This window comes from Micromonospora sp. NBC_00617 (assembly GCF_045161355.1).
Lineage (GTDB): Bacteria > Actinomycetota > Actinomycetes > Mycobacteriales > Micromonosporaceae > Micromonospora.
In genome coordinates this window covers 2,393,689-2,417,257 of sequence record NZ_CP107751.1, presented here as the reverse complement: position 1 = coordinate 2,417,257, position 23,569 = coordinate 2,393,689, and the positions used below count along the sequence as shown (strand labels likewise).

The 23,569-nt window shown below is 71.4% G+C and carries 24 protein-coding genes and 1 pseudogene; 20 read left to right on the top strand and 5 right to left on the bottom strand.

The features are described 5' to 3' along the window. Window positions 1–17: 17 nt before the first annotated feature. Window positions 18–593, top strand: a complete 576-nt coding sequence (locus OG505_RS11005) for a hypothetical protein (protein ID WP_405432973.1) — start codon at window positions 18–20, stop codon at window positions 591–593. Window positions 594–654: 61 nt separating this feature from the next. On the opposite strand, the gene OG505_RS11000 is transcribed toward OG505_RS11005, so the two are convergent. Continuing rightward, window positions 655–948, bottom strand: a complete 294-nt coding sequence (locus OG505_RS11000) for a ferredoxin (RefSeq protein WP_039908212.1) — start codon at window positions 946–948, stop codon at window positions 655–657. 178 nt (window positions 949–1,126) lie between these two features. Here OG505_RS11000 and arc point away from each other — a divergent pair, with 178 nt between their 5' ends. From arc to prcA, 8 genes are all read left to right on the top strand, one after another. Next, window positions 1,127–2,911 (top strand): proteasome ATPase, encoded by a 1,785-nt coding sequence (gene arc / locus OG505_RS10995; protein WP_234581942.1) that lies wholly within the window; start codon window positions 1,127–1,129, stop codon window positions 2,909–2,911. Window positions 2,912–3,044: 133 nt separating this feature from the next. Continuing rightward, window positions 3,045–4,853 carry a hypothetical protein gene (locus OG505_RS10990; protein WP_405432971.1) on the top strand — a complete coding sequence of 603 codons (1,809 nt, stop codon included), beginning with the start codon at window positions 3,045–3,047 and terminating at the stop codon, window positions 4,851–4,853. Next, a complete protein-coding gene (locus OG505_RS10985; RefSeq protein WP_405432970.1) occupies window positions 4,837–5,004 on the top strand; it encodes a hypothetical protein in 168 nt (55 codons plus the stop codon). The genes OG505_RS10990 and OG505_RS10985 overlap by 17 nt, the downstream gene beginning before the upstream one ends. A 120-nt stretch (window positions 5,005–5,124) precedes the next feature. Next, window positions 5,125–6,642, top strand: coding sequence for a depupylase/deamidase Dop (dop, locus tag OG505_RS10980; RefSeq protein ID WP_405432969.1), 1,518 nt, complete (start codon window positions 5,125–5,127; stop codon window positions 6,640–6,642). Between the two features lie 104 nt (window positions 6,643–6,746). Continuing rightward, complete coding sequence (locus OG505_RS10975; RefSeq protein WP_278152540.1) at window positions 6,747–6,962, top strand: ubiquitin-like protein Pup; 216 nt, start codon at window positions 6,747–6,749, stop codon at window positions 6,960–6,962. 33 nt (window positions 6,963–6,995) lie between these two features. Continuing rightward, entirely contained in the window at window positions 6,996–7,670 is a 675-nt protein-coding gene (locus OG505_RS10970) for an endonuclease VII domain-containing protein (protein WP_405432967.1), read from the top strand. Continuing rightward, window positions 7,589–8,428, top strand: a complete 840-nt coding sequence (prcB, locus tag OG505_RS10965) for a proteasome subunit beta (RefSeq protein WP_234581940.1) — start codon at window positions 7,589–7,591, stop codon at window positions 8,426–8,428. Before OG505_RS10970 ends, prcB begins: the two co-directional genes overlap by 82 nt. A gap of 61 nt (window positions 8,429–8,489) precedes the next feature. Continuing rightward, a complete protein-coding gene (gene prcA / locus OG505_RS10960; protein WP_405432966.1) occupies window positions 8,490–9,320 on the top strand; it encodes a proteasome subunit alpha in 831 nt (276 codons plus the stop codon). Between the two features lie 240 nt (window positions 9,321–9,560). Here prcA and rfbB read toward each other — a convergent pair whose 3' ends face one another. Then, the gene (rfbB, locus tag OG505_RS10955) at window positions 9,561–10,562 is read right to left on the bottom strand and encodes a dTDP-glucose 4,6-dehydratase (RefSeq protein WP_405432965.1); all 1,002 of its coding nucleotides are present in this window, start codon (window positions 10,560–10,562) and stop codon (window positions 9,561–9,563) included. Window positions 10,563–10,652: 90 nt separating this feature from the next. On the opposite strand from rfbB, the gene rfbA reads away from it, so the two are divergent. The 4 genes and pseudogenes from rfbA (at window position 10,653) to OG505_RS10935 (ending at window position 13,856) form a co-directional block, all read left to right on the top strand. Next, on the top strand, window positions 10,653–11,540 hold the full coding sequence (gene rfbA, locus OG505_RS10950) for a glucose-1-phosphate thymidylyltransferase RfbA (protein WP_405432964.1): 888 nt from the start codon (window positions 10,653–10,655) through the stop codon (window positions 11,538–11,540). Further along, window positions 11,537–12,157, top strand: a pseudogene (locus OG505_RS10945) (dTDP-4-dehydrorhamnose 3,5-epimerase family protein). Before rfbA ends, OG505_RS10945 begins: the two are co-directional and overlap by 4 nt. A gap of 68 nt (window positions 12,158–12,225) precedes the next feature. After that, on the top strand, window positions 12,226–13,584 hold the full coding sequence (gene pafA, locus OG505_RS10940) for a Pup--protein ligase (protein ID WP_234581936.1): 1,359 nt from the start codon (window positions 12,226–12,228) through the stop codon (window positions 13,582–13,584). 68 nt (window positions 13,585–13,652) lie between these two features. Then, on the top strand, window positions 13,653–13,856 hold the full coding sequence (locus OG505_RS10935; RefSeq protein WP_405432963.1) for a hypothetical protein: 204 nt from the start codon (window positions 13,653–13,655) through the stop codon (window positions 13,854–13,856). A gap of 107 nt (window positions 13,857–13,963) precedes the next feature. Here OG505_RS10935 and OG505_RS10930 read toward each other — a convergent pair whose 3' ends face one another. Further along, the gene (locus OG505_RS10930; RefSeq protein ID WP_405432961.1) at window positions 13,964–15,049 is read right to left on the bottom strand and encodes a DUF3866 family protein; all 1,086 of its coding nucleotides are present in this window, start codon (window positions 15,047–15,049) and stop codon (window positions 13,964–13,966) included. Window positions 15,050–15,103: 54 nt separating this feature from the next. Beyond that, complete coding sequence (locus OG505_RS10925; RefSeq protein WP_405432959.1) at window positions 15,104–16,111, bottom strand: cation diffusion facilitator family transporter; 1,008 nt, start codon at window positions 16,109–16,111, stop codon at window positions 15,104–15,106. A 119-nt stretch (window positions 16,112–16,230) separates the two neighbouring features. On the opposite strand from OG505_RS10925, the gene OG505_RS10920 reads away from it, so the two are divergent. From OG505_RS10920 to OG505_RS10895, 6 genes are all read left to right on the top strand, one after another. Then, window positions 16,231–17,229 carry a helix-turn-helix transcriptional regulator gene (locus OG505_RS10920; RefSeq protein WP_405432958.1) on the top strand — a complete coding sequence of 333 codons (999 nt, stop codon included), beginning with the start codon at window positions 16,231–16,233 and terminating at the stop codon, window positions 17,227–17,229. Then, on the top strand, window positions 17,226–18,272 hold the full coding sequence (locus tag OG505_RS10915; RefSeq protein ID WP_405432956.1) for a helix-turn-helix transcriptional regulator: 1,047 nt from the start codon (window positions 17,226–17,228) through the stop codon (window positions 18,270–18,272). Before OG505_RS10920 ends, OG505_RS10915 begins: the two co-directional genes overlap by 4 nt. Before the next feature lie 10 nt (window positions 18,273–18,282). Beyond that, on the top strand, window positions 18,283–18,528 hold the full coding sequence (locus tag OG505_RS10910; RefSeq protein WP_405432955.1) for a hypothetical protein: 246 nt from the start codon (window positions 18,283–18,285) through the stop codon (window positions 18,526–18,528). Window positions 18,529–18,709: 181 nt separating this feature from the next. Then, the gene (gene tatA, locus OG505_RS10905; protein WP_405432954.1) at window positions 18,710–19,024 is read left to right on the top strand and encodes a Sec-independent protein translocase subunit TatA; all 315 of its coding nucleotides are present in this window, start codon (window positions 18,710–18,712) and stop codon (window positions 19,022–19,024) included. 18 nt (window positions 19,025–19,042) lie between these two features. Further along, complete coding sequence (gene tatC, locus OG505_RS10900; protein ID WP_405432953.1) at window positions 19,043–19,993, top strand: twin-arginine translocase subunit TatC; 951 nt, start codon at window positions 19,043–19,045, stop codon at window positions 19,991–19,993. Between the two features lie 272 nt (window positions 19,994–20,265). Further along, a complete protein-coding gene (locus OG505_RS10895) occupies window positions 20,266–21,150 on the top strand; it encodes a diacylglycerol kinase family protein (RefSeq protein ID WP_405434456.1) in 885 nt (294 codons plus the stop codon). Here the strand turns inward: OG505_RS10895 and OG505_RS10890 are convergent. Next, complete coding sequence (locus OG505_RS10890) at window positions 21,113–22,030, bottom strand: EamA family transporter (protein ID WP_405432952.1); 918 nt, start codon at window positions 22,028–22,030, stop codon at window positions 21,113–21,115. The two genes, OG505_RS10895 and OG505_RS10890, sit on opposite strands and share 38 nt — an antisense overlap. 320 nt (window positions 22,031–22,350) lie before the next feature. On the opposite strand from OG505_RS10890, the gene OG505_RS10885 reads away from it, so the two are divergent. Next, a complete protein-coding gene (locus OG505_RS10885; protein ID WP_405432950.1) occupies window positions 22,351–23,559 on the top strand; it encodes an MFS transporter in 1,209 nt (402 codons plus the stop codon). Window positions 23,560–23,569: the final 10 nt, after the last annotated feature.

Below are 23,569 nucleotides of genomic sequence, written 5' to 3'. Positions count from 1 at the left end.
CGGGGGGAGGCGGCGGCATGAGCCGACCGGGTTACGGCGGTGGCGACCTGCCCGCCGTGTTTCCGGACTGGTCGCCCTACCAGGACCTGGAGTCGGCGGCGCGGGCCTATCTGCGCGACCCGGACGTCGCCCTGGAGGCGCTCGGCGGGGTGCTGCGCGGCGCCTCGGTGCTCGGCTTCACCCTGGAACGCTTCGTCAACGAGGTCAACGGCGTGTGGCAGGAGGTCGTCGTCTGCGACGGCAGCCGGCTGATCCTCTGGCACGGCGAGGACGTGCCGCCGGGGGAGGGGCCGCCGGGATCGATGACGTCGTCCCTGCGGGTCGTGCCGGTCTCCACGGTCACCGAGGTGGGCTGCCGGCGGCGGCTCAACCGCTTAGACAGCGGCGAGATCCGAGTCGACAGCGTCGACGTCTACCTGCTGCTCACCTCGTTGGACGAGGCGCCGCCGCCGAGCGAGGAAATGGCGGGTACGCCCCGGCACGACGCGCTGCGCTTCGGCAAGACGCTCGACGACGGCGGGGCGGGGCAGATCGCCCGCTTGGAGGAGTTCGCCCGGCTGGTGGCGTCGGTGGTCGGCCGCCCGATGCTCTGAGCCACCCCGGTCGGGTCGAGCCGGCGTCGCGCGGTCCGCGCGACGCCGGCGCCCGTTCGGCTCAGTCGTCCTCGGCGTCCGGGCCGGCGACCTCGACGCCGTCGCCGCGCACCACGTGGATGCAGTCGCCCGGGCACTCCTTCGCGGAGTCGATCACTTCGAGGCGCAGGTGCGCGGGCACGTCCACCCGGCTGCCCGGCGCCATCCGCAGCTCGCCGTCGACGCCCTTGACGTACGCCAGGCCGTCGATGTCGAACTCGAACACCTCCGGCGCGTACTGCACGCAGAGCCCGTCACCCGTGCAGAGATCCTGGTCCACCCAGACCTGCAACTGGTCGGTCGCGACCTCGGCCACCGGTGCACCCCCCATGTTCTCCCGTACCAGCCTCCGACGGTACCCGAACGCCGGTACCGGCCCGCCAGGCCACCCTTGGCGATCAAGGTTCGGTGACGAGGGTGTTGCGTGGGACCGAATCGGGCTCATAGCGGCTAGTGTTAGGTCAGAACGTTCAAGCCCCCCGGGGAGGTGGGACGTGGCAGCACGCAGCGACGACGCGGACTCGCGCGCCGCACGGTGGGAGAAGGAAGCCCACGATCTCTCCACGCAGGTCGCGTTCCTTCAGGAGGAACTCGCCCTGGTGCGGCGGAAGTTGACCGAAAGCCCCCGACACGTCCGGCAGCTCGAAGAGCGGCTGGCGGCCACCCAGGCACAGTTGGCGCGGCTGACCGAGAACAACGATCGGCTGGTGAGCACCCTCAAGGAGGCTCGCACGCAGATCGTCACGCTCAAGGAGGAGATCGACCGGCTCGCGCAGCCGCCGAGTGGCTACGGAGTTTTCCTGGCCAAGCACGACGACGGGACGGTGGACGTCTTCACCGGCGGCCGCAAGCTACGGGTCGCCGTCTCGCCCTCACTGGACGTGGACGAGTTGCGCCGCGGTCAGGAGGTCCTGCTCAACGACGCGCTCAACATCGTCGACGCGTTCGGGTACGAGCGGGTCGGTGAGGTCGTGATGCTCAAGGAGATCCTGGAGGGACCGAACGGCGGGCCGGGCGACCGGGCGCTGGTGGTCTCCCACTCCGACGAGGAGCGCATCGTGCACCTCGCCGAGACGCTCATCGGCTCGGCGATCCGGGCCGGCGACTCGCTCATGATCGAGCCCCGCTCGGCGTACGCGTACGAGCGGATCCCGAAGAGCGAGGTCGAGGAGCTGGTCCTGGAGGAGGTGCCCGACGTCGACTACGGCGACATCGGTGGCCTCCAGTCGCAGATCGAGCAGATCCGCGACGCGGTGGAGCTGCCGTTCCTGCACGCGGACCTGTTCCGCGAGCACCAGCTCCGCCCGCCCAAGGGCATCCTGCTCTACGGCCCGCCCGGTTGCGGCAAGACGCTGATCGCCAAGGCGGTGGCCAACTCGCTGGCCAAGAAGATCGCCGAGCGCCAGGGCAAGGAGAAGCACACCAGCTTCTTCCTCAACATCAAAGGCCCGGAGTTGCTCAACAAGTACGTCGGCGAGACCGAGCGGCACATCCGGCTGATCTTCCAGCGGGCTCGGGAGAAGGCCGGCGAGGGCACCCCGGTGATCGTGTTCTTCGACGAGATGGACTCAATCTTCCGGACCCGCGGCTCCGGCGTCTCCTCCGACGTGGAGAACACGATCGTCCCGCAGCTGCTCAGTGAGATCGACGGCGTTGAGGGCCTGGAGAACGTCATCGTCATCGGCGCCTCCAACCGGGAAGACATGATCGACCCGGCGATCCTGCGCCCCGGTCGGCTCGACGTGAAAATCAAGATCGAGCGACCGGACGCCGAGGCGGCGAAGGACATCTTCTCCAAGTACATCCTCTCCGGGCTCCCGCTGCACCCGGACGACCTCGCCGAACACGGAGCCGACCCCCAGGCCACCGTCGCCGCGATGATCGACGCCGTGGTGCTGCGGATGTACTCCGAAACCGAGGAGAACCGCTTCCTCGAGGTCACCTACGCCAACGGTGACAAGGAAGTCCTCTACTTCAAGGACTTCAACTCCGGCGCGATGATCCAGAACATCGTCGACCGGAGCAAGAAGATGGCCATCAAGGAATTCCTCACCTCCGGTCGCAAGGGCATGCGCCTGCAGCACCTGCTCGACGCCTGCGTCGACGAGTTCCGCGAGAACGAGGACCTGCCCAACACCACCAACCCCGACGACTGGGCCCGCATCTCCGGCAAGAAGGGCGAGCGGATCGTCTACATCCGCACGCTCGTCTCCGGCGGCAAGGGCGCCGAGGCCGGCCGGTCCATCGAGACCGCCAGCAACACCGGCCAGTACCTCTGAACAAACGGTGACACCACCGGGGCCCGGGACGCGACGCGTCCCGGGCCCACCCGTCGCGCCGACCGGCCACACGCGCCCGATCCCACCCGGTGCGCTGTGGCGCCCCCACCTCCTTCGCCCGTCGAGGATCCGCGTGCCGTCCGAGCGCACCGTCACCGTCCCGCCGGCACGCGCCGCGGCCGACCCGGGGACCCCGCCGCCCACCCGCCCGGACCGTCGGCTGCTCATCGCGCTGGCGGCAGCCTGGCTGGTCCCCGCGGCGGCGTACCCCCTGCACCTGGCCTGGCTGCTGCCCCCGCTCGTGCTGCTGGCCACGGCCAGCCTGCTGCGCGGCGGCCGGACCCTGCTCGACCGCCTGCTGCTCGGCGCGCTGCTGCTCGTCGGCGCCACCACCGTCGCCGGCCTGCTCTTCACGGTCTGGCCGTGGGGGCTGCACCCGGTCGCGGTCAGCGGCGCGGCGCTGACGACGCTCACCCTCATCGCGGCGGTCACCGATAGACGTCCCACCCTGCCTCGTCCGGACTGGACCGACCTCCTGCCGATCGTCGCCACCGCCGCCGCCGTGGGCTACCTCGCCCTGCCCTGGCTGCGTGCCGGCACCCTCGCCGGGCGTCTCAGCCTGCTCGCCCTCGGCGAGGACAATTTCCGCCACGTCGCCCTCGTCGACGCCATCGGCCGGCTCGGCGGGTACGTCTTTCTCGACCCGACCGGTTCCCGCGACGAGATCGTCTCGTTGCTCGTCCGCTACCCGCAGGGATGGCATCTCACCACGGCGCTGCTCGACGCGCACCTGCGCTCGGCCACCGGAACGTCCAGCGGGGTCAGCAGCCTCACGCACTACGGGTGGTGGTGCTTCGCCACCTTCGGCCTGCTCGTGCTCACCCTGTTCTGGGCCGCCCAGCGACTGCCCGGACCCCTGCACCCGTTGCACCGGGGCGTCCTGACGATCGTCGTCGGGGCGCTCGTCCTCGGCAGCCAGATGCCCCGACTGCTGATCGCCGGCTACCCCAGCGAGGTCCTCGGCCTCGCTCTCGCCGTCGCGCTGGCCGTCCTGGTCGTACGCCCGCTGGCCGGCAACCGCGAACAGACCGTGCTGCTGGCCGCCCTGCTCATCGGCATCGGCTTCACCTACTACCTGTTCCTTCCACCGGCCGGGCTGCTCGTTCTCGGCTGGCTCATCGCGCACCGCCGCGAGCTGTCCCAGATCCGCCGGACGCTGCTCACGGTCGGCCTGGTCACCGCACTGCTCGCCCCGCTGCCCCTGCTGTTCGGAGTCCTCGGCGACAGCCAGACCGAGGCGCTCGACGCCAAGGCCGGCCCCGAGGTCGCCGAGGCGTGGCGCACGCTGCTCGGCCTCACCCCGATCGTGCTGATCGCCCTCGTGATCCAGGCCCGCCGCGCCGACCGGGCCTGGCGTCGTCACCTCGCCGCCGTGCTGGTGGCGGTCGGGTTCGCTCTCGCCATCGCCCTGGCCAACATCCTCGCCGGCGTCCAGCCCGCGTACTACTTCATGAAGGGCACACACCCCGCCACCGGCCTGCTGATCGTCGGCACCGCCGCCCTGGTCCGGCTGCTGCCCGTCCCGTCCGGCGGCGAGCACCCGGCCCCCCGCCGCCGCGATCCCCGCGCTCGCCGCCGCCCTGGCCGTGCTCACCGTCGTGACCCTCTGCGGGCTCACCGGTTGGCGCGGCAGCCTGCTCGTGGTCGACAAACACAGCTGGACCCAGCTGTGGGTCGGGTACAGCGTCGACAAGCCGTCGAGAGTGGCTCAGGTCTGCGCCACCGCGTACCGCCGACACCCCGCCGAGCAGGGCACCATCACCGTCGTGCTGGACCGCACCGCCTACCGCGGCTACCACGAATCGATCTGCCTGTCCGCCCTGCAGGCCAGCACCGCGCAGACCGAGCCGGCCATCTACCTGCCGGTGTTCGAGGAACCTGAGCGCACCCGCCAGATGCTGCGCGGGATGTCCGGCCCGATCCGGCTGCTGATCAGCGACCCGGCCGCGCAGCGACGCGTCGACAGTCTGCTGACCAGGTACCCCGAACTCCGCCCGCAGGCCACCACCGTGCCAATGATCGTCGAGTACTGAGCGCGCCGCCACGGGCCGACACCCGTGACCCGCCCGCACCGGCGTGCCCCCGTCCCCGAACAGGCGGACTACGCTCGACATGACGGGGGACCGGGTCGGGCGAGCGAAGCGGGTAGGTCGATGAGCGTAAGACGGATCATGGGCACCGAGGTCGAGTACGGCATCTCCGTGCCCGGCCAGGCCGGAGCCAACCCGATGGTCACCTCGTCCCAGGTGGTCAACGCCTACGGGGCCCGGCCTGAGCTCAACCGGGGCGGGCGTGCCCGCTGGGACTACGAGGAGGAGTCGCCGCTGCGCGACGCCCGCGGCTTCACCTACTCCGGGGCCGCCTACGACCCCGCCGAGGCCCTCGCCGACGAGGACCTCGGCCTGGCCAACGTGATACTCACCAACGGCGCACGCCTCTACGTGGACCACGCCCACCCCGAATACTCCACCCCAGAGGTCACCACCCCCCGCGACATCGTCCGCTGGGACAAGGCCGGCGAGCGGGTCATGGCCGAGGCGTCCCGCCGGGCCGCCACCATCCCCGGCAGCCAGCCGATCCACCTCTACAAGAACAACACCGACAACAAGGGCGCCAGCTACGGCGCCCACGAGAACTACCTGATGCGCCGGCAGACCCCGTTCGCCGACATCGTGGCGTACCTGACGCCGTTCTTCGTGACCCGACAGATCGTCTGCGGCGCCGGCCGCGTCGGCATCGGGCAGGACGGCGGGCAGAGCGGCTTCCAGATCTCCCAGCGCGCCGACTTCTTCGAGGTCGAGGTCGGCCTGGAGACCACCCTCAAGCGACCGATCATCAACACCCGCGACGAGCCGCACGCCGACGCCGACAAGTACCGCCGGCTGCACGTCATCATCGGCGACGCCAACCTCTCGGAGATCTCCACCTACCTCAAGGTCGGCGCCACCGCGCTGATCCTCACCATGATCGAGGAGAAGGCGCTCGGCGCCGACCTCGGCATCGCCGACCCGGTCAGCGAACTGCGCGCGGTCAGCCACGACCCCTCGCTCACGCACCTCATGAGGCTGCGCGACGGCCGCCGGCTGACCGCCCTGGACGTGCAGTGGGCGTACCTGGAGCGGGTGCGGTCCTTTGTCGACGACCGCTACGGCACCGACGTCGACGAGCAGACCGCCGACGTGCTGGACCGCTGGGAGGACGTGCTGGACCGGCTCGGCCGTGACCCGATGCTCTGCGCTGACGAGCTGGACTGGGTGGCCAAGCTGCGGCTGCTGGAGGGCTACCGCGACCGGGAGAAGCTCGGCTGGGGCTCGCACAAGCTTCAACTCGTCGACCTGCAGTACTCCGACGTACGCCCGGACAAGGGCCTCTACAACCGGCTGGTCTCCCGAGGGGCGATGAAGACGCTGCTCACCGACGAGGAGATCCGCAGCGCCATGACCGAGCCTCCGGAGGACACCCGGGCCTACTTCCGTGGCCGCTGCCTCGCCCAGTACGCCTCCGAGGTGGTCGCCGCGAGCTGGGACTCGGTGATTTTCGACGTGGGCCGCGAATCGCTGGTCCGGGTGCCGATGATGGAGCCGGAGCGGGGCACCCGCGCCCACGTCGGCGCCCTGTTCGACCGCTGCGCCAGCGCCAAGGACCTGTTGGAGACGCTGACCGGCGGCTGAACGCGCCGCCGAATGCCCGCTGTGCGCCGCAAGCCGGCGCGCGGCGGGCTTTTCGTCGTCCGAGCGAGGTAAGTTCATCGCAGACGATCGTGGAGGAGGCAGCAATGGCCACTCATGACAGCGGCGGCCAGTCGCAGTCCGGCAAGTCCCGCCAGGGCGAGGAGATCGAGGACGTCACCACGGAGGTCAACCCCGAGGTGGCCGAGCGGCACGCCGAGATCACCGAGGACGTCGACGACCTCCTCGACGAGATCGACTCCGTCCTCGAGGAGAACGCAGAGGAGTTCGTGAGAGGTTACGTGCAAAAAGGAGGTCAGTGATTATTCTAGGGCAAAACGGACATGCCGCTTCCCTTGGATGATCAGAACGGCCGACGCCGGTGCCGCGACTGCGGGGAATGGAAGCCGCTCGACGAGTTCTGTGCGAGCAGCAAGCGTCCCAGCGGTCGCGGCAGCTATTGCAAGCCTTGCTTCAACGAGCGCTCGAAGGCCAGTTACGCCAAGCGGGTGAAAGGGAGGCATGGCCGAGGGGTGAAGCCCGCCCGGGAAGTTCCGGAAGGCCACCGCTTCTGCGCCGACTGTGGAACCGTCAAGCCCGTGGCCGACTTCCCCCGTAACCGTGCCGACAGCACGGGCTATGCCACGTACTGCAAGCCGTGCCACAACAGCCGCACCAAGGAAGTGAGGCAGCGGCTCTACGGCGGGACACGCGAGTATCACCTGCGGCGGCGGTGCGGCATCGGCGAGAAGGAGTTTCAGGAGCTCCTGGCCGAGCAGGGCGGGGTCTGCGCGATCTGTGGCGGCGCGGACCCACAACATCTGGACCACGATCATCGCACCGGATGGGTGCGCGGGATACTCTGCTTCAACTGCAACGGTGGTCTTGGCCAGTTCCGTGACAGTCCTACGAGGCTGGCCAGGGCGATCACGTACCTGAGAGGAACCACGTGGCAGCGGGCTTTGATCCATCCGGGCGTCTACCAGATGTGTTCACCAACGCGGGGACGTCCTCCTTCACCACGTTTCTGAGCCGGGTGGCGCCCGAGATGCTGCCCGGTCGTCGACCCCTTCCGCCGGGCATGGCCGCCGACCTGGCGCCGCACGCGACCACCATCGTGGCGATCTCGGCCGCCGGTGGCGTGGTGATGGCCGGCGACCGACGGGCCACCATGGGCAACCTGATCGCCCAGCGCGACATCGAGAAGGTGCACCCCGCCGACGCGTACTCGCTGGTCGGCATCGCGGGCACCGCGGGCATCGGCATCGAGCTGATGCGACTGTTCCAGGTGGAGCTGGAGCACTACGAGAAGATCGAGGGCGCGATGCTCTCGCTCGACGGCAAGGCCAACCGGCTGGCGTCGATGATCCGGGGCAACCTGGGCGCGGCCATGCAGGGTCTCGCCGTCGTGCCGCTGTTCGCCGGCTTCGACCTGGCCGCCGCCGACCCGGCGCGGGCGGGGCGGATCTTCAGCTTCGACGTGACCGGTGGCCCGTACGAGGAGACCGGGTACGACGCGATCGGCTCCGGCTCGCTCTTCGCCAAGTCGGCGCTGAAGAAGCGTTTCCGGGCGGGCCTGTCCGTCGACGACGCGACCCGGCTCGCGGTCGAGGCGCTCTACGACGCGGCCGACGACGACACCGCCACCGGCGGACCGGACCTGACTCGCCGGATCTATCCGGTGGTGATGACCGCTACCGCCGAGGGCACCCGCCGATTGACCGACACCGAGACGGCGGCGATCGCCGAGGGTGTGGTCGCCGGCCGGATGGAGAACCCGGGCGGATGAGCCCCGTCCACCCCCACCAGTCCGCAGTCGTCAGCACAGCGCCGTAAGGAGAACCGCCGCCGTGGCCATGCAGTTCTACGCCTCGCCCGAACAGATCATGCGCGACCGCTCCGAGCTGGCCCGCAAGGGCATCGCCCGGGGTCGCAGCGCGGTGGTCTTGAGCTACTCCGGCGGGGTGCTCTTCGTCGCGGAGAACCTCTCCAGCGCCCTGCACAAGGTCAGCGAGATCTACGACCGGATCGGCTTCGCCGCCGTCGGTCGGTACAACGAGTTCGAGAACCTGCGCCGGGCGGGCGTGCGGATGGCCGACCTGAACGGCCTGAGCTACGACCGGCGCGACGTCACCGGGCGGGCGCTGGCGAACGCGTTCGCGCAGACGCTCGGCGCGATCTTTACCGAGCAGTCGAAGCCGTTCGAGGTGGAGATCTGCGTCGCGGAGGTCGGGGCGACCCCGGACGACGACGAGCTGTACCGGCTCACGTACGACGGGTCGGTCAACGACGAGCCGGGCCGGATGGCCATGGGTGGCCAGGCCGAGGCGATCACCGGTGTGCTGAAGTCGCAGCACCGTGCGGACATGTCGCTCGGCGAGGCGGTCCGGGTGGCGGTGCAGGCGTTGAGCACCGTCGGTGGTGAGGGCGGTGCGGCCCGTACCATCGCCGCGAACCAGCTCGAGGTGGCGGTGCTGGACCGTCAGCGGGTGGGACGTACATTCCGCCGGATCACGGGGGCGGCGCTGACGGCACTGCTCGACGGTGACGTCGCGGAGGCGGAGGAGCCGGCCGAGGCGGGTGGGCCGGACACGCCGGCGCAGCCGACCACGGAGGCGCACAAGCCGACGACGTCGGCGGGCTCCGCCGACCTGGAGGACAAGCCGGCGGACGGCAAGTAGCGCCTGTCGTGTCGGCGGGCGGCCCGGAGGAACGGGGCGCCCGCCGACGGCGTTAAACGCCCTGTCCTGCTTCGGCTCCACCGATCTTGCACGGGCGGTCGCATAGACCGACGTAGGAGGCTGTTGAAGCCGCCTCGGTCGCCGGTGGTGGCGGAGGCGAACGCGGCGGCCAGGGTGGTGTGCCAGCCGGAAGGAGTGGCCGACTCGCGGCGGCCCGATCGTCGGCGTCGGACGACCGGGTCATGCGGCCGGTGCGGCCTTCAACGGCTCCCACCAGGCCCGGTTTTCGCGGTACCACTGCACGGTCTGCGCCAGGCCGTCGGCGAGGTCGATGCTCGGGGCGTACCCCAACTCTTGATTGATCTTGGTGATGTCCAGCGAGTAGCGGCGGTCGTGGCCCTTGCGGTCGGCAACCGGGACGACCCGGTCCCAGTCGGCGCCGCAGGCATCCAGCAGCAGGCCGGTCAGCTCCTTGTTGGTCAGCTCCGTGCCGCCGCCGATGTGGTAAACCTCGCCGCCACGGCCCTTCTGCGCAACCAGCGCGATGCCCCGGCAGTGGTCGTGCACGTGCAGCCAGTCGCGGATGTTGCCGCCGTCGCCGTAGAGGGGAACGGTGCCACCGTCGAGCAGGTTGGAGACGAACAGCGGGATGACCTTCTCGGGGAACTGGTACGGCCCGTAGTTGTTGGAGCAGCGGGTGACCACCACGTCCATGCCGTGGGTGCGGTGGTAGGCCAGGGCGAGCAGGTCGGAGCCGGCCTTCGAGGCCGAGTACGGCGAGTTCGGTGCGAGCGGCCAGGTCTCGGTCCAGGAGCCCTCGTCGATCGACCCGTACACCTCGTCGGTGGAGACGTGCACGAAGCGGCCGGTGCCGTGGCGCAGCGCGGCGTCCAGCAGGGTCTGCGTGCCGAGCACGTTGGTGGTGACGAACGGCGCGGGGCCGGCGATCGAGCGGTCGACGTGCGATTCCGCCGCGAAGTGCACGATCACGTCGTGCCCGGCGACCACCTCGTCGACCACACCGTGGTCGCAGATGTCGCCCTGTACAAAGCGCAGGCGGGGGTCGTCGCGCACCGGGTCGAGGTTCGCCAGGTTGCCCGAGTAGGTGAGCTTGTCGAGCACGGTCACGCCGGCGGGGTCGACCGCGGGCACACCCGAGGCGGTGCCACCAGGCACGCCCAGCAGCATGCGGACGAATTCTGAACCGATGAATCCGGCACCGCCGGTGACGAGGAACCTCACGTGTCCAGGAGTGTACGCGAAGCGGTGGGCCGGCTGTCCGGCAAAAACCGACATGCCGACGGGCTGGTTGGTTGCGGCTAAGCTCCCCCGGTGCGCGGAATCGTACTCGCCGGCGGCACCGGCTCTCGGCTCTGGCCGATCACGCGGGCAGTGTCCAAGCAGCTGATGCCGGTCTTCGACAAGCCGATGATCTACTACCCGCTCTCCACGCTGGTGATGTCCGGTGTGCGGGAGATCCTGATGATCACCACACCGGAGGACCAGGACCAGTTCCGCCGGTTGCTCGGCGACGGCAGCCAGTTCGGACTGCGGCTGGAGTACGTCACGCAGGCCCGCCCGGAGGGCATCGCCCAGGCGTTCATCCTCGGCGCGGACTTCATCGGCGACGAGTCGGTGGGGCTGATCCTCGGCGACAACATCTTCCACGGCGTCGGTCTGGGTCGGCAGTTGGCCGCCCACAGCGACCTCGTCGGCGGCCGGGTGTTCGCGTGCCCGGTGTCCAACCCGCAGGATTATGGCGTGGTGGACTTCGACGCCGAGGGTCGGGTGCTCTCGATCGAGGAGAAGCCGGCTCGGCCGAAGTCGCGCTACGCGGTGCCCGGCCTGTACTTCTACGACAACCGCGTGGTGGACATCGCCCACAAGATCACGCCCAGCGCCCGGGGCGAGTTGGAGATCACGGCGGTCAACGAGGTGTACCGGGAGACCGGTGAGCTGTCCGTCACCCTGCTGGACCGGGGCACGGCCTGGCTGGACACCGGCACGTTCGCCTCGATGATGCAGGCCGGCGAGTTCGTCCGGGTGATCGAGGAGCGGCAGGGCCTGAAGATCGGTTGCGTCGAGGAGGTGGCCTGGCGGGCCGGCCTCATCGACGACGACCAGCTGGCCGCGCTCGCCGAGCCGCTGACCAAGAGCGGCTTCGGCGACTACCTGTTCGGTCTGCTGGCCGAGAAGAACGACGCGCCGTTGACCCGATGAAGATCCGGGAGCTGGGCATCGATGGGGCGTGGGAGATCACGCCGCAGCAGCACGGCGACCTCCGCGGCATGTTCATGGGGTGGTACCGCTTCGACCACCTCGCCGAGGCGGTGGGGCACCCGCTGCGCCTCGCCCAGGCCAACCTGTCGGTTTCGGCGCGCGGCGTGGTACGCGGCGTCCACTTCGCCGACGTGCCGCCCGGGTAGGCCAAGTACGTGACGTGTGTGCGGGGCGCGGTCCTCGACGTGATCGCGGACCTGCGGGTAGGCTCGCCGACCTTCGGTTGGTGGGAGAGCGTCCGGTTGGACGACACCGACCGGCGGGCGGTCTACCTGAGCGAGGGGCTGGGGCACGGCTTCTGCGCGCTGACCGACGACGCGACGTTGAGCTACCTCTGCTCGGCCACGTACAACCCGACGGGCGAGCAGGTGCACCCGCTGGACGAGGAGCTGGGCATCGAGTGGCCCGCCGACGTCCCGCTGCTGTCCGCGCGCGACGGCGCCGCGCAGGCGCAGGCGCAGGCGCGCGAGCGCGGCCTGCTGCCGGAGTACGACGCCTGCCGGCGCTTCATGGCGACCATCGGGCCGGACGGAATGTCGCACTCAACCGGTATGTGACCACCCCCGAGGCACGACCTGTGGTGTGACAGTGACGAACCGGGCCTCCGGGCGGCTAATGTCTCATCATGGAGCGGCGAATCTTCGGCCTCGAGACCGAGTACGGCGTCACCTGCACCTATCGCGGGCAGCGGCGGCTGTCCCCGGACGAGGTCGCGCGGTATCTGTTCCGTCGCGTCGTGTCCTGGGGCCGGTCGAGCAACGTGTTCCTGCGCAACGGGGCCCGTCTCTACCTGGACGTCGGGTCGCATCCGGAGTACGCGACACCGGAGTGCGACTCGGTGACCGACCTGGTGGCCCACGACCGGGCCGGCGAGCGGATCCTGGAGGGGCTGCTCGTCGACGCGGAGAAGCGGCTGCACGACGAGGGCATCGCAGGTGAGATCTACCTGTTCAAGAACAACACCGACTCGGCCGGCAACTCCTACGGTTGCCACGAGAACTACCTGGTCTCGCGGCACGGCGAGTTTGGCCGGCTCGCTGACGTGCTCATCCCGTTCCTGGTCACCCGGCAGTTGATCTGTGGGGCCGGCAAGGTCCTGCAGACCCCGCGCGGCGCGGTCTACTGCCTGTCCCAGCGGGCCGAGCACATCTGGGAGGGTGTCTCCTCGGCGACGACCCGCAGCCGACCGATCATCAACACCCGCGACGAGCCGCACGCCGACGCCGAGCGCTACCGGCGCCTGCACGTGATCGTCGGCGACTCGAACATGAACGAGGTCACCACGCTGCTCAAGGTCGGCACCGCCGACATCGTGCTGCGGATGATCGAGGCCGGGGTCGTCATGCGGGACCTGTCGCTGGAGAACCCGATCCGGGCGATCCGCGAGGTGTCGCACGACATCACCGGCCGGCGTAAGGTGCGGCTGGCCTCCGGCAAGGAGGTCAGCGCGCTGGACATCCAGCAGGAGTACCTGGCCAAGGCCACCGAGTTCGTCGAGCGCCGCGGCGGCGACCAGGCCGCCAAGCGGGTCGTCGAGCTGTGGGGTCGGGTCCTCAACGCGGTGGAGAGCGGTGACCTGGAGCCGGTCTCGCGCGAGATCGACTGGGTCAGCAAGCTGCGGCTGATCGAGCGCTACCAGCGCAAGCACGACCTGCCGCTGTCCCACCCCCGGGTGGCGCAGATGGACCTAGCCTACCACGACGTGCGCCGTGGGCGTGGCCTCTACGGGCTGCTGGAGCGTCGCGGCGAGGTGGACCGGGTGGCCACCGACCCGGAGATCTTCGAGGCCAAGGAGACCCCGCCGCAGACCACGCGGGCGCGGCTGCGCGGCGAGTTCATCCGGCACGCCCAGGAGAAGCGGCGCGACTTCACCGTCGACTGGGTGCACCTGAAGCTCAACGACCAGGCGCAGCGCACCGTGCTCTGCAAGGACCCCTTCCGGGCGTACGACGAGCGCGTGGAGCGGTTGATCGCCAGCATGTGACGGGTGTGCCGGCCCCGGCGGTGGTGTGGCGTCGACGGGGCCGGCCGGCCCGGTAGGCTGGGCCCGCCATGACGACTTCTGGACCATCCGACCGTTCCGAGCGCTCCGGGCGCGGCACCGAACGGCAGAGCTGGGTCGAACGCCGGCGGGAGAAGATCCGCGCCGAGATCGACCGCAACCGGCGCGGTGAGTACACCGTGCCGACGTGGGTGCTGGCCCTGGCGCTGGTGCTCATCGTGGGCGGCTGGCTCGCCCTGATCTTCCTCTCCTGATCCCGCCCCGCCCCGCCCGCGTTGATCATGAAGTTGTTGCCCGTTTCCCCGGCGTGTCGGGGCAATAACTTCATGATCAACAGGGGTGGGCGGGGGTGGGGTTCGGGTTAGGGGAGGAGGGTGGTGGCGTGGCGGCCGGCTGCGGCGGCGGTTACGAAGTAGGCGTGGTCGGCGTCGAGGTTGCGGCCCATCGTGGACAGGGGAACGGCGCTGGCGCGCAGCGCGGCGTCGAGGCCGGCGGCGGGCACTCGGACGATCCGGTGTCGGGCCGCCAGCGGCGCCAGCGCCGCGTCGACCTCGGCCGCGAGGGCCGGGTCCAGGTCGTCGGGCACCACCAGCTCCGCCGGGGCGAGGGCCACCCGGCCGTACGCGGTGAGGCTGTGGTGCGACACGCCCCGGTGTCGGGGGCGGGGGTCGGCGTCGGAGATGCGCAGTGAGCCCACCGGTCGACCGCCGAGCGTGGCGATCGCGTTGACGGCCTCACCGACGGCGACTCCGGAGAAACCCCACCGGGTGCCGGTGCCCAGGTTGCCAGGCCCCTGGGCCACGATGGCCACGTCCGCGTCCAGCACGTGGCGGGCGGCGAGCAGGCCGCCGTGCAGGGTGGTGGCCTCCAGGTCGCCGCCGAACGCCTGCCCGACGGTGATCGTCCCGGCCAGCTCGTCGCGCAGCCCGGCGAGCGTGCGGGAGAACCAGGCCGGCAACGCCCCGCCGTCGGTGAGCAGGTACGCCACCCGGGCCTGCGGGGCCTCGGCCCGGATGCCGGCCAGAATCGCCGGTAGCGCCGAGTGTAGGTCGGCGGTGACCACCGGCATCCCACCCAGGTCGTCGGCGTCGGCCAGCAGCGCGCGGTGCGGGCTGGCCTCCTCGTCGACGCCGAGCAGGATCGGCTGCAACGGGGTGTAGCGGGCCTTGACCAGGTGCCCGGCATCGCGGGTGTCACCGGCCTCCGGCGGGTCCGGCGGCAGTCGGTCCGGCAGGGCCACCACGAGGGCGTACCCGCCGGTGCCCAAGCCCATCAGCAGCGCGCCCGCGTTGAGCAGCACCCGGTCACCCGGCTCGGGCGTGCCGACCAGCTCGGGATAGGCCAGCGCTCGCATGCGCGTGCCGTCGGGCAGGTCGACGTCGAGTTCCACCGCCCCGGTCCACTGCCGCCGCAGCGCCGCCACCGTCCCCGCCCGCCATCGCACCATGACGGGCACGCTAGCCGCGCGGACCAGCCGACCCGCGCCCGGGGCAGTCCGCCCTCAGGTGCGGTCGGGTTCGCCGCCGGCGTCCGCGCTCGGCCTGGCCTGGGTGTCGCGCGCCTGCCCGGCCGCTCCCGGAAGCGAGCGGGTCGGGTCGAGGAAAACGTAACGGATCTCCGGGTAACGCCCGGTGAGCCGCCGCTCGGCCTCGTCGGCGGTGGCCTCGATGGCCGCGCCGGTGGCCTTGTCGCGGAAGTCGACCTTCGCGGCGACGAGGATGTCGTCCGGCCCGAGCTGCATCGTCAGCAGGGTGTCGATGCGCTCCACCTCGGGCAGCCCGGCCAGGTCGCGTTCGATCTCGCGGCGCAGCCGCTCCGGGACGGCCCGGCCGACCAGCAGCGACAGGTTGTTGCTGGCCAGGATCCCGGCGACGGTCAGCAGCAGCAACCCGATCAGGATCGACGCGACGCCGTCCCACACCTCGTCGCCGGTGGCCTCGGACAGGCCGACGCCGAGCGCGGCCAGCAGCAGGCCGATCAGGGCCGCGCTGTCCTCCAGGAAGACCGCCTTGACGGTGGTGTCGGCGGTCAGTCGCAGGAATCGCCGAGGCGTCGTCTGCCAGCGCGTGGACTCGCGGCGGATCTGCCGCACGGCCCGGGCCAGCGAGATCGACTCGATGACGAACGACACCGCCAGCACGATGTACGAGATCAGATAGTCGCCGCTGTGCTCGTGCACGAGGATCGTGGTGACGCCGTGGGTGACGGCGAAGCCGGCGCCGGCCACGAAGGTGAACATGGCGGCGAAGAACGCCCAGACGTAGCTCTCCTTGCCGTACCCGAAGGGGTGTCGTCGGTCGGCCGGGCGAGCCCCGCGGCGCAGCGCCTGGAACAGCAGCACCTCGGTGGTCGTGTCGGCGACCGAGTGCGCCGCCTCGGAGAGCATCGCGGCCGACCCGGAGATCAGCCCGGCGACCAGTTTGGCGATCGCGATGGCGAGGTTGGCGGCGCCCGCGACGACCACGGTGCCGACGCTCTCGCTCTCGGTCCTCATCTCGCCCTGCGACATGAGGGCAACACTATGGCCGCGGGCGGCGACGCGCCGGGGGAGGAGCCCGATCCGAACAAGTGTGCGGCACGCCCGCGTGGGTGCACGTCCTGGACGTGTCGGCTGCTAGCGTCTACCGCGTGTCGCGGACCCGCACCGAACGCCTGGTCAACCTGGTGATCTGCCTCCTGTCCACGCGACGGTTCCTGACCGCCGCGCAGATCGCCGCGACCGTGCCCGGCTACGAGCACGACCCCGACGACGCGCGCGACCACGAGGCGTTCCAGCGCAAGTTCGAGCGGGACAAGGCCGAGCTGCGCGAGCTGGGCGTTCCGCTGGAGACCGGCACGGCCAGCGTCTTCGACGCCGAGCCCGGCTACCGCATCGCCCACCGTGAGTACGCGCTGCCCGACATCCCCCTGGAGCCCGACGAGGCCGCCGCGGTCGGCATCGCCGCCCGTCTGTGGCAGCACGCCGGGCTGGCCGCCGCCGCGTCGTCCGGGCTGGCCAAGCTGCGCGCCGCCGGGGTGGACGTCGACCCGCAGGCCACCCTCGGCCTGGAGCCGATGGTCACCGTCGATCCCGCGTTCGCGCCGCTGACCGCCGCCGCGCGGGACCGCCGCGAGGTCGGGTTCGACTACCGGGTGCCCGACCGGGACGCGCCCAGCCGCCGACGGCTCCAACCGTGGGGCGTGGTCTGCTGGCGCGGGCGGTGGTACGTGGTCGGCCACGACCTGGACCGCGCGGCGACCCGCTGCTTCCGCCTGTCCCGGGTGGTCGGCGCCGTCCGGGTGGCCGGCGCACCCGGCGCGTACGAGCCGCCGGCCGGCGTCGACCTGATCAGCCACGTGGCCCGCTGGTCCGGGCCGGTGGAGCGCACCGGCCGGGCCACCGTGCTGGCCGCGTCCGGGCGGGCCGCCGGCCTGCGCCGCTGGGCGGTGGAGGTGACCGCCGGGCCGGACGGCGACCAGCTGGTCCTGCCGTACGCCGACCCGGACGGGTTGGCCGGCCAGCTCGTCGGGTACGGCCCGGACGTGCGGGTGCTCGACCCGCCGGAGGTCCGCGAGGCGGTCATCCAGCGCCTCAAGGAGATCGCCGTCCGGCACGACGAGCTGACCGTCGCCGGGGGTGCCCGGTGACCCGCCCGGCCGCCCGCGGCGGTTCCCGCGCCTCCGCCGACCGACTGGCGCGGCTGCTCAACCTGGTTCCCTACCTGCTGGCCCGGCCCGGCATCGAGATCGCCGAGGCGGCCGGTGACCTGGACGTCACCGAACGGCAGCTCCGGGAGGACCTGGAGCTGCTGTGGGTGTGTGGGCTGCCCGGTTACGGCCCCGGTGATCTGATCGACATGGCGTTCGACGGCGACCGGGTGACCATCACCTACGACGCCGGCATCGACCGCCCGCTGCGGCTCACCCCCGACGAGGCCCTCGCGCTCGTGGTGGCGCTGCGGATGCTCGCCGAGACCCCCGGCGTGGCCAACCGGGAGGCCATCGAGCGGGCCCTCGCGAAGATCGAGGACGCCGCCGGCGACCTGGTGGGCGCACCGGTCGCGGTCCGGCTGCCCGGGGACACCCGGCGGGTCGAGGCGCTGCGGGCCGCCGTGGAGGGCGGAAAGGCGCTGCGGATCACCTACTACACGGCGGCCCGGGACGAGACCACCGAGCGCGTCGTCGACCCGCTGCGGATGCTGATGGTCGGCGGCCGGGCGTACGTGGAGGCGTGGTGCCGGCGCGCGGAGGCGGTCCGGCTGTTCCGGGCCGACCGGATCGACGCGATCACCGAGCTGGACGAGCCGGCCACCGTCCCGCCGCAGGCTGTCCCGCACGACCGCACCGAGGGTGTCTTCCGGCCGTCGCCCGACCTGCCGCTGATCACCCTGCGGATCGGGCGGGGCGAGCGGTGGATCACCGAGTACTACCCGTGCGAGCGGGTGGAGGCCGGCGACGGCGACCAGTGGCTCGTCTCGCTGCGGGTGACCGACCTGGGGTGGGCGCGGCGGTTCGTGCTGGGCCTCGGCCCGGACGTCACCGTGGTCGCCCCGGTCGAGCTGGCCGAACAGGTTCGGGCGACCGCGGCCGCCGCGCTCGACGCGTACGCCGTGCCGGCGGCCGCTCCCCGGCGTGCGCCGGCCGATTCCGTGCCGTCGGGCGATCCGGCGGTGGCCGCCCGCACCCAGTAGGCTGACCGGCGTGCTGATCTGGATCGTGCTCGCGGTGGTGCTGCTCCCGCTCGTGGCGCTCGCGCTGGCCGTACGCCCGGTGGTGAGCCGGCTGCCCCAGCTGCGCCGCGCCGCGGTGGCGTTGCAGCGGCGGGCGACCGAGGCGGAGGCGCTACGGGAGACCGCCGAGGCGTTGCAGCAGCGCGCCGAGGGTGTCCAACGCCAGCTCGACACCGCCCAGCAGCGACTCGCCGTGATCAACGCCAAGCGTGGCTGACCGACCTCTGCCGGCCATCGTCGTCCCCCGCTCGGGTGGCGATGGTTGACTGATCATCGCGGTTGGTCAAGACTTCACCGGCCGGGCCCTGATCATCATCCCCGGCTGATGGCATTCGGTCCATCCGCACGTACGATGGGCTGCGTACCACCCCCCGGACACAGAGCGACTGGAGCTTCTCATGGGTGCCCTTAGGCCGTGGCACATCGCCGTTCTCGTTGTTGTGCTGATCCTGCTCTTCGGTGCGAAGCGGCTTCCCGACGCGGCCCGCTCGCTGGGTCGCTCGCTGCGGATCATCAAGGCCGAGACCAAGAGCCTGCAGGACGACGACCGCGACCTGGCCGAGAAGGCTGACGCGCAGGCCGGCTACCAGCCGCTGCCGCCGCACGCCGGCCAGCAGGCGCCGTACGCCGGGCAGCCGCAGCAGGCGCCGTACCAGCAGGCGCCGGCGCAGCAGCCGGTCGTCGACCCGGTGCACCGCGTCCGCGACAACTGACCGAAGGGCCCCACCACCGTGGCCTTCGCCCTGCGTAAGCGCGGCCCGAGCACCTTCGAACGGGCCGCCGACGGCTCGATGACGCTCATCGAGCACGTCCGTGAGCTGCGCAACCGTCTGTTCCGCGCCTCGCTGGCGATCCTGATCGGCTTCGGTGTCGGCATCTGGCTCGCCAAGCCGGTGCTGCACCTCCTCCAGCAGCCGTACTGCGACCTGCCGCAGGCCAGGATCGTCGACGGCAAGTGCGAGTTCGTCCAGCTCGGTCCGGCCGACCTGTTCCTGCTCAACCTGAAGGTCGGGCTCTGGATCGGGCTGATCGTGGCCGCACCGATCTGGCTCTACCAGCTCTGGGCGTTCATCGCGCCGGGTCTGCACCGGCACGAGCGGCGCTACGCGTACTTCTTCACCGCTATGGCCGCGCCACTGTTCGCGGCCGGCGCGGTACTGGCGTACTTCGTCACGGCCAAGGGCCTGGAGTTCCTGCTCAGCATCTCGGACAGCGAGATCAGCACGACCTTGGAGATCACCAAGTACATCTCCTTCGTCACCAACCTGATCCTGCTGTTCGGGGTGGCGTTCGAGTTCCCGCTGCTGGTGTTGATGCTCAACTTCGTGGGCATCGCCAGCGCGAAGCGGCTGCTCAGCTGGTGGCGGGTGGCGATCTTCGTGTTCTTCGCGTTCTCCGCCGTGGTCACCCCCACCCCGGACCCGTTCGGGATGACCGCCCTGGCGATCTGCCTCTCCGCGCTCTACTTCGGGGCGGTGGGCCTCGCATTCCTCAACGACAAGCGGCGTGGGCGGGGCAAGGAGGTCTACGCCGGTCTCGACGACGACGAGGTCTCGCCGCTGGAGTTCGACACGGACCCGGTCGTGGCCGGGCAGCGGGTCGACGCGACCGCGCCGATCGGGGCGCCCGAGCCGATCGCGAAGCCGGCGCCCATCGAACGCCGCTACGACGACATGACCTGACGGCCCCGCGCCGCCGGAGTCCACCGACGCCGTCCCCGTCTGCCGGGGGCGGCGTCGTCGCGTCAGCGGACCCCTCAGGCGTTCACCCCACGCGCCGGCGGCGAGACTGATCGTGACGTCGGCCGCCCCGGGTGAACGGCGGGTGTCCGACCGGTACGGTGCTGCCCGTGACCGCAGACGATCACCTGCCCAGCCCGCCCACCGATGGCCCGGGCGAGCGCACCCCGCCCGTCGGCGACCCGGTCGAGCCCGTCCGGGATGCGGGTGGCCCGGTGGCCGTGCTCGCCAACCCGACGGCCGGCCGGGGGCGGCACCGGACGCTGCTGCCCCGACTGCTGGACGGGCTGGCCGCCGCCGGCCACCCGGTCCGGTTGCTGTCGGCGTCCAGTCCGAACGAGGCGGAGGCGGCGTGTCGTACCGCGGTCGCCGACGGCGTCGGCGCGCTGGTCGCGATCGGCGGGGACGGCACCGTGCACCGGGCCATGCAGGCCGTCGCCGGCACCGACGTGCCGTTCGGGCCGGTACCGGCCGGCACCGGCAACGACTTCGCCCTCGACACCGGCTTTCCGGCCGATCCCGTCGCCGCCGTGGCGGTGATCGCCGAGGCGCTGCGCGCCGATCGGACCCGCGTCGTCGACCTGGCCCGGATGACCGGCGTCGACGGGACCGAGCGCTGGTACGGGGCCGTCCTCGCGGCGGGCTTCGACGCGATCGTCAACGAGCGCGCCAACCGGATGCGCTGGCCGCGCGGCCCCCGCCGGTACGACCTGGCGATCGTGGTCGAGCTGGCCCGGCTCCGGCCGCGCCGCTACACGCTGCGCCTCGACGGGGTGCCGCACGAGATGGACGCGGTGCTGGTGGCGGTGGGCAACTGCCCGACGTACGGCGGTGGGATGCGGATCTGCCCCGACGCCGATCCGACCGACGGGCTGCTCGACGTGGTGGTGGCCGGTCGGGTCGACCGGCGGACCCTCATCCGGGTCAAGCCGCGCATCTACCAGGGCACTCACGTGAGCCACCCGCTGGTGAGCAGCTACCGGGCCCGTACCGTGGAGCTGGCCGCCGACGACATCGTCACGTACGCCGACGGGGAACGCTCGCTGCGCCTGCCGGTGACGATCACCGCCGTGCCGGGGGCTCTGCGGCTGCTGCTCTGACCCGTACCGCGCCGATGCTGGCGGCGATGACCAGCACGATGGCGGCGCACTCCAGCAGCGTCAGCGCCTGCCGCAGCACCAGCCAGCCGGCGAGGGTGGCGATGGCCGGGCCGAGGCTCATCAGCACCGCGAAGGTGGCGGTGGGCATCCGGCGCAGCGCCAGCAGTTCCAGGGTGTACGGCAGACCGGAGGCGAGCACCGCGAGGGCGGTGCCCAGCGCCAGCACCGTCGGGTCGAGCAGGACGGCGCCGCCGTCGACGATGCCCAGCGGCAGGGTGACCAGTGCGGCGACGGCCAGCGCGAGGGCCAGCCCGTCCGCGCCCGGGAACCGGTCGCCGACCCGTGCGCTGAGTACGATGTACGCGGCCCACATGGCCCCCGCGCCGAACGCGAAGGCCACCCCCGCCGGGTTGAGCCGGTCGAAGCCGCCCTGCCCGAGCAGCGCCACCCCGGCCAACGCGAGCCCCGCCCAGCACCAGCTCGCCAGCCGACGGGCGGTGAACACCGACAGCGCCAGCGGGCCGAGCACCTCCAGGGTCACCGTCGGACCGAGGGGGATCCGCTCGATGGCCTGGTAGAACAGCGAGTTCATGCCGGCCAGGGCCAGCCCGAACGCGCCGGCCGCGAGCCAGGCCGAACGGTCGTGCCCGCGCAGCCGGGGCCGGCACACGATGAGCAGCAGCACCGCCGAGATCGTCAGCCGCAGGGTGACCGCCCCGGCCACCCCGGTACGCGCAAAGAGCAGCGCGGCCAGGGCGGAGCCGAACTGCACCGACAGCGCCCCGCCGAGCACCAGCCCCACGGCGACGATCCCACCGCGGCGTTCGGCGGGCGCGTCGGCCGAGCGCGGGGCGGGCAGCAGGGTCTCCGTCACGGGCACGACGGTAGGCGGTCAGCTCGGGGGGCCCTCCGGCGGTGTCTACCTCCCGAAAACGCGAGCCCACGTCGCCCAGCTCGTGGCGAAGGGTCGTTGCTTCGGGGGATACGAGAGCGTCGATGGCGGGCTACCCTGCGCGGGCCGGTAGTGATCCACAGTTGGGAGCTGCAATGCGCCTCGTCATGGTCACGGTCTCCGCTTCGCCTCGAGGGCACGCCGGGCACTGATCGGGCGCCGCCGGAGATTTCCTCCGGTGGCCTGGTGCTCCTCGCCGCGGAGCGGTCCCACGACGACCGTTTCCTTCCCTGGCTCGAGGAGCTCTTTTGCGTGCCCCTGTATCCGCGCGTCTAGGCGCAGACTTCACCAAACTCTGGACCGCTGCGGCGGTGTCCAACGTCGGCGACGGAGTCACCATGGCCGCCGGCCCGCTGCTTGTCGCCTCCGTCAGCGACGATCCGGCCCTCGTCGCCGGCGCCGTCTTCGCCCAGCAACTGCCCTGGCTGCTGTTCGCCCTGATCAGCGGCGCCTATGTCGATCGACTGGACCGGCGCCGCATGGTCGTGATCGTCAACGTGGTGCGCTCCGTGGCCCTGGCAGGGTTGGCGGCCACCATCGCGACGGGGACCGTCTCCGTCGCCATCATCTACGCGGTGCTCTTCCTTCTGGGCACGGGAGAAACCCTCGCGGACACCGCCCTCGGTGCCCTGCTTCCGGCCCTGGTCACCCCCGCGCAACTGCCGAACGCCAACGCCCGGCTCTACGCGAGCTTCACCATCGGCAACCAGTTCGTCGCCAAACCGCTGGGCGCGTGGCTGTTCGTCATCTCCGCCGCCGTGCCGTTCGGTGTCGACGCGCTCACGTTCGCGACGTCCGCGGCGCTGATCGCGGGCATTCGCACAGGCCCCGTCCTTGGCAATCCGCCTCGGCGGACGTCCCTGCGGAACGAGGTTGCCGCCGGTGTGCGGTGGTTGTGGCGGCACCGCCTGCTGCGGACCCTCGCGCTCACCATGGGCCTGAGCAACATCGCGTTCGGTGCGGCGTTCGCCGTGTTCGTCCTCTACTGCCGGGACCGCCTGGGCGTCTCCACCGTCGGCTACGGCATCCTGCTGACCGCGTTCGCGGTCGGGGGCCTGGTCGGCACCACGGTCGCCGCCAGGCTCACCCGGGCGTTCGGCAGCGTCGCCGTGCTGCGTGCCGGTCTGCTCGTCGAGGTCGTCACGCACGTGTCCCTCGCGATCACGACGACTCCGTGGACAGCCGCCGTCGTCCTGGTCGTGTTCAGCATCCACGCCATGGTCTGGGGAATCACCGTCACCTCGGCCCGGCAACGGGTCGTGCCGCCACACCTGCGCGGCCGGGTCGGCAGCGTGTACGCGTTGCTGGATCTCGGCGGGGCCGCGCTGGGGTCAATCCTCGGTGGCCTCGTCGCCAGCGCCTGGGAGATCACCACGCCGTTCTGGGTCGCCGCCGTCGCGATGGCGACGATCACCGTCGTCGCGTGGCGTCCTCTGCGCGAAGCAGGCGCCGTCTGACAGCCCCGGC

Excerpts from the sequence above, each read along its gene's own strand:
- OG505_RS11005 (WP_405432973.1), top strand. The coding sequence starts at position 18 with ATGAGCCGACCGGGTTACGGCGGTGGCGACCTGCCCGCCGTGTTTCCG.
- dop (WP_405432969.1), top strand. The coding sequence starts at position 5,125 with ATGAGCGTAAGACGGATCATGGGCACCGAGGTCGAGTACGGCATCTCC.
- OG505_RS10975 (WP_278152540.1), top strand. The coding sequence starts at position 6,747 with ATGGCCACTCATGACAGCGGCGGCCAGTCGCAGTCCGGCAAGTCCCGC.
- pafA (WP_234581936.1), top strand. The coding sequence starts at position 12,226 with ATGGAGCGGCGAATCTTCGGCCTCGAGACCGAGTACGGCGTCACCTGC.
- OG505_RS10935 (WP_405432963.1), top strand. The coding sequence starts at position 13,653 with ATGACGACTTCTGGACCATCCGACCGTTCCGAGCGCTCCGGGCGCGGC.
- OG505_RS10930 (WP_405432961.1), bottom strand. The coding sequence starts at position 15,049 with ATGGTGCGATGGCGGGCGGGGACGGTGGCGGCGCTGCGGCGGCAGTGG.
- OG505_RS10925 (WP_405432959.1), bottom strand. The coding sequence starts at position 16,111 with ATGTCGCAGGGCGAGATGAGGACCGAGAGCGAGAGCGTCGGCACCGTG.
- tatA (WP_405432954.1), top strand. The coding sequence starts at position 18,710 with ATGGGTGCCCTTAGGCCGTGGCACATCGCCGTTCTCGTTGTTGTGCTG.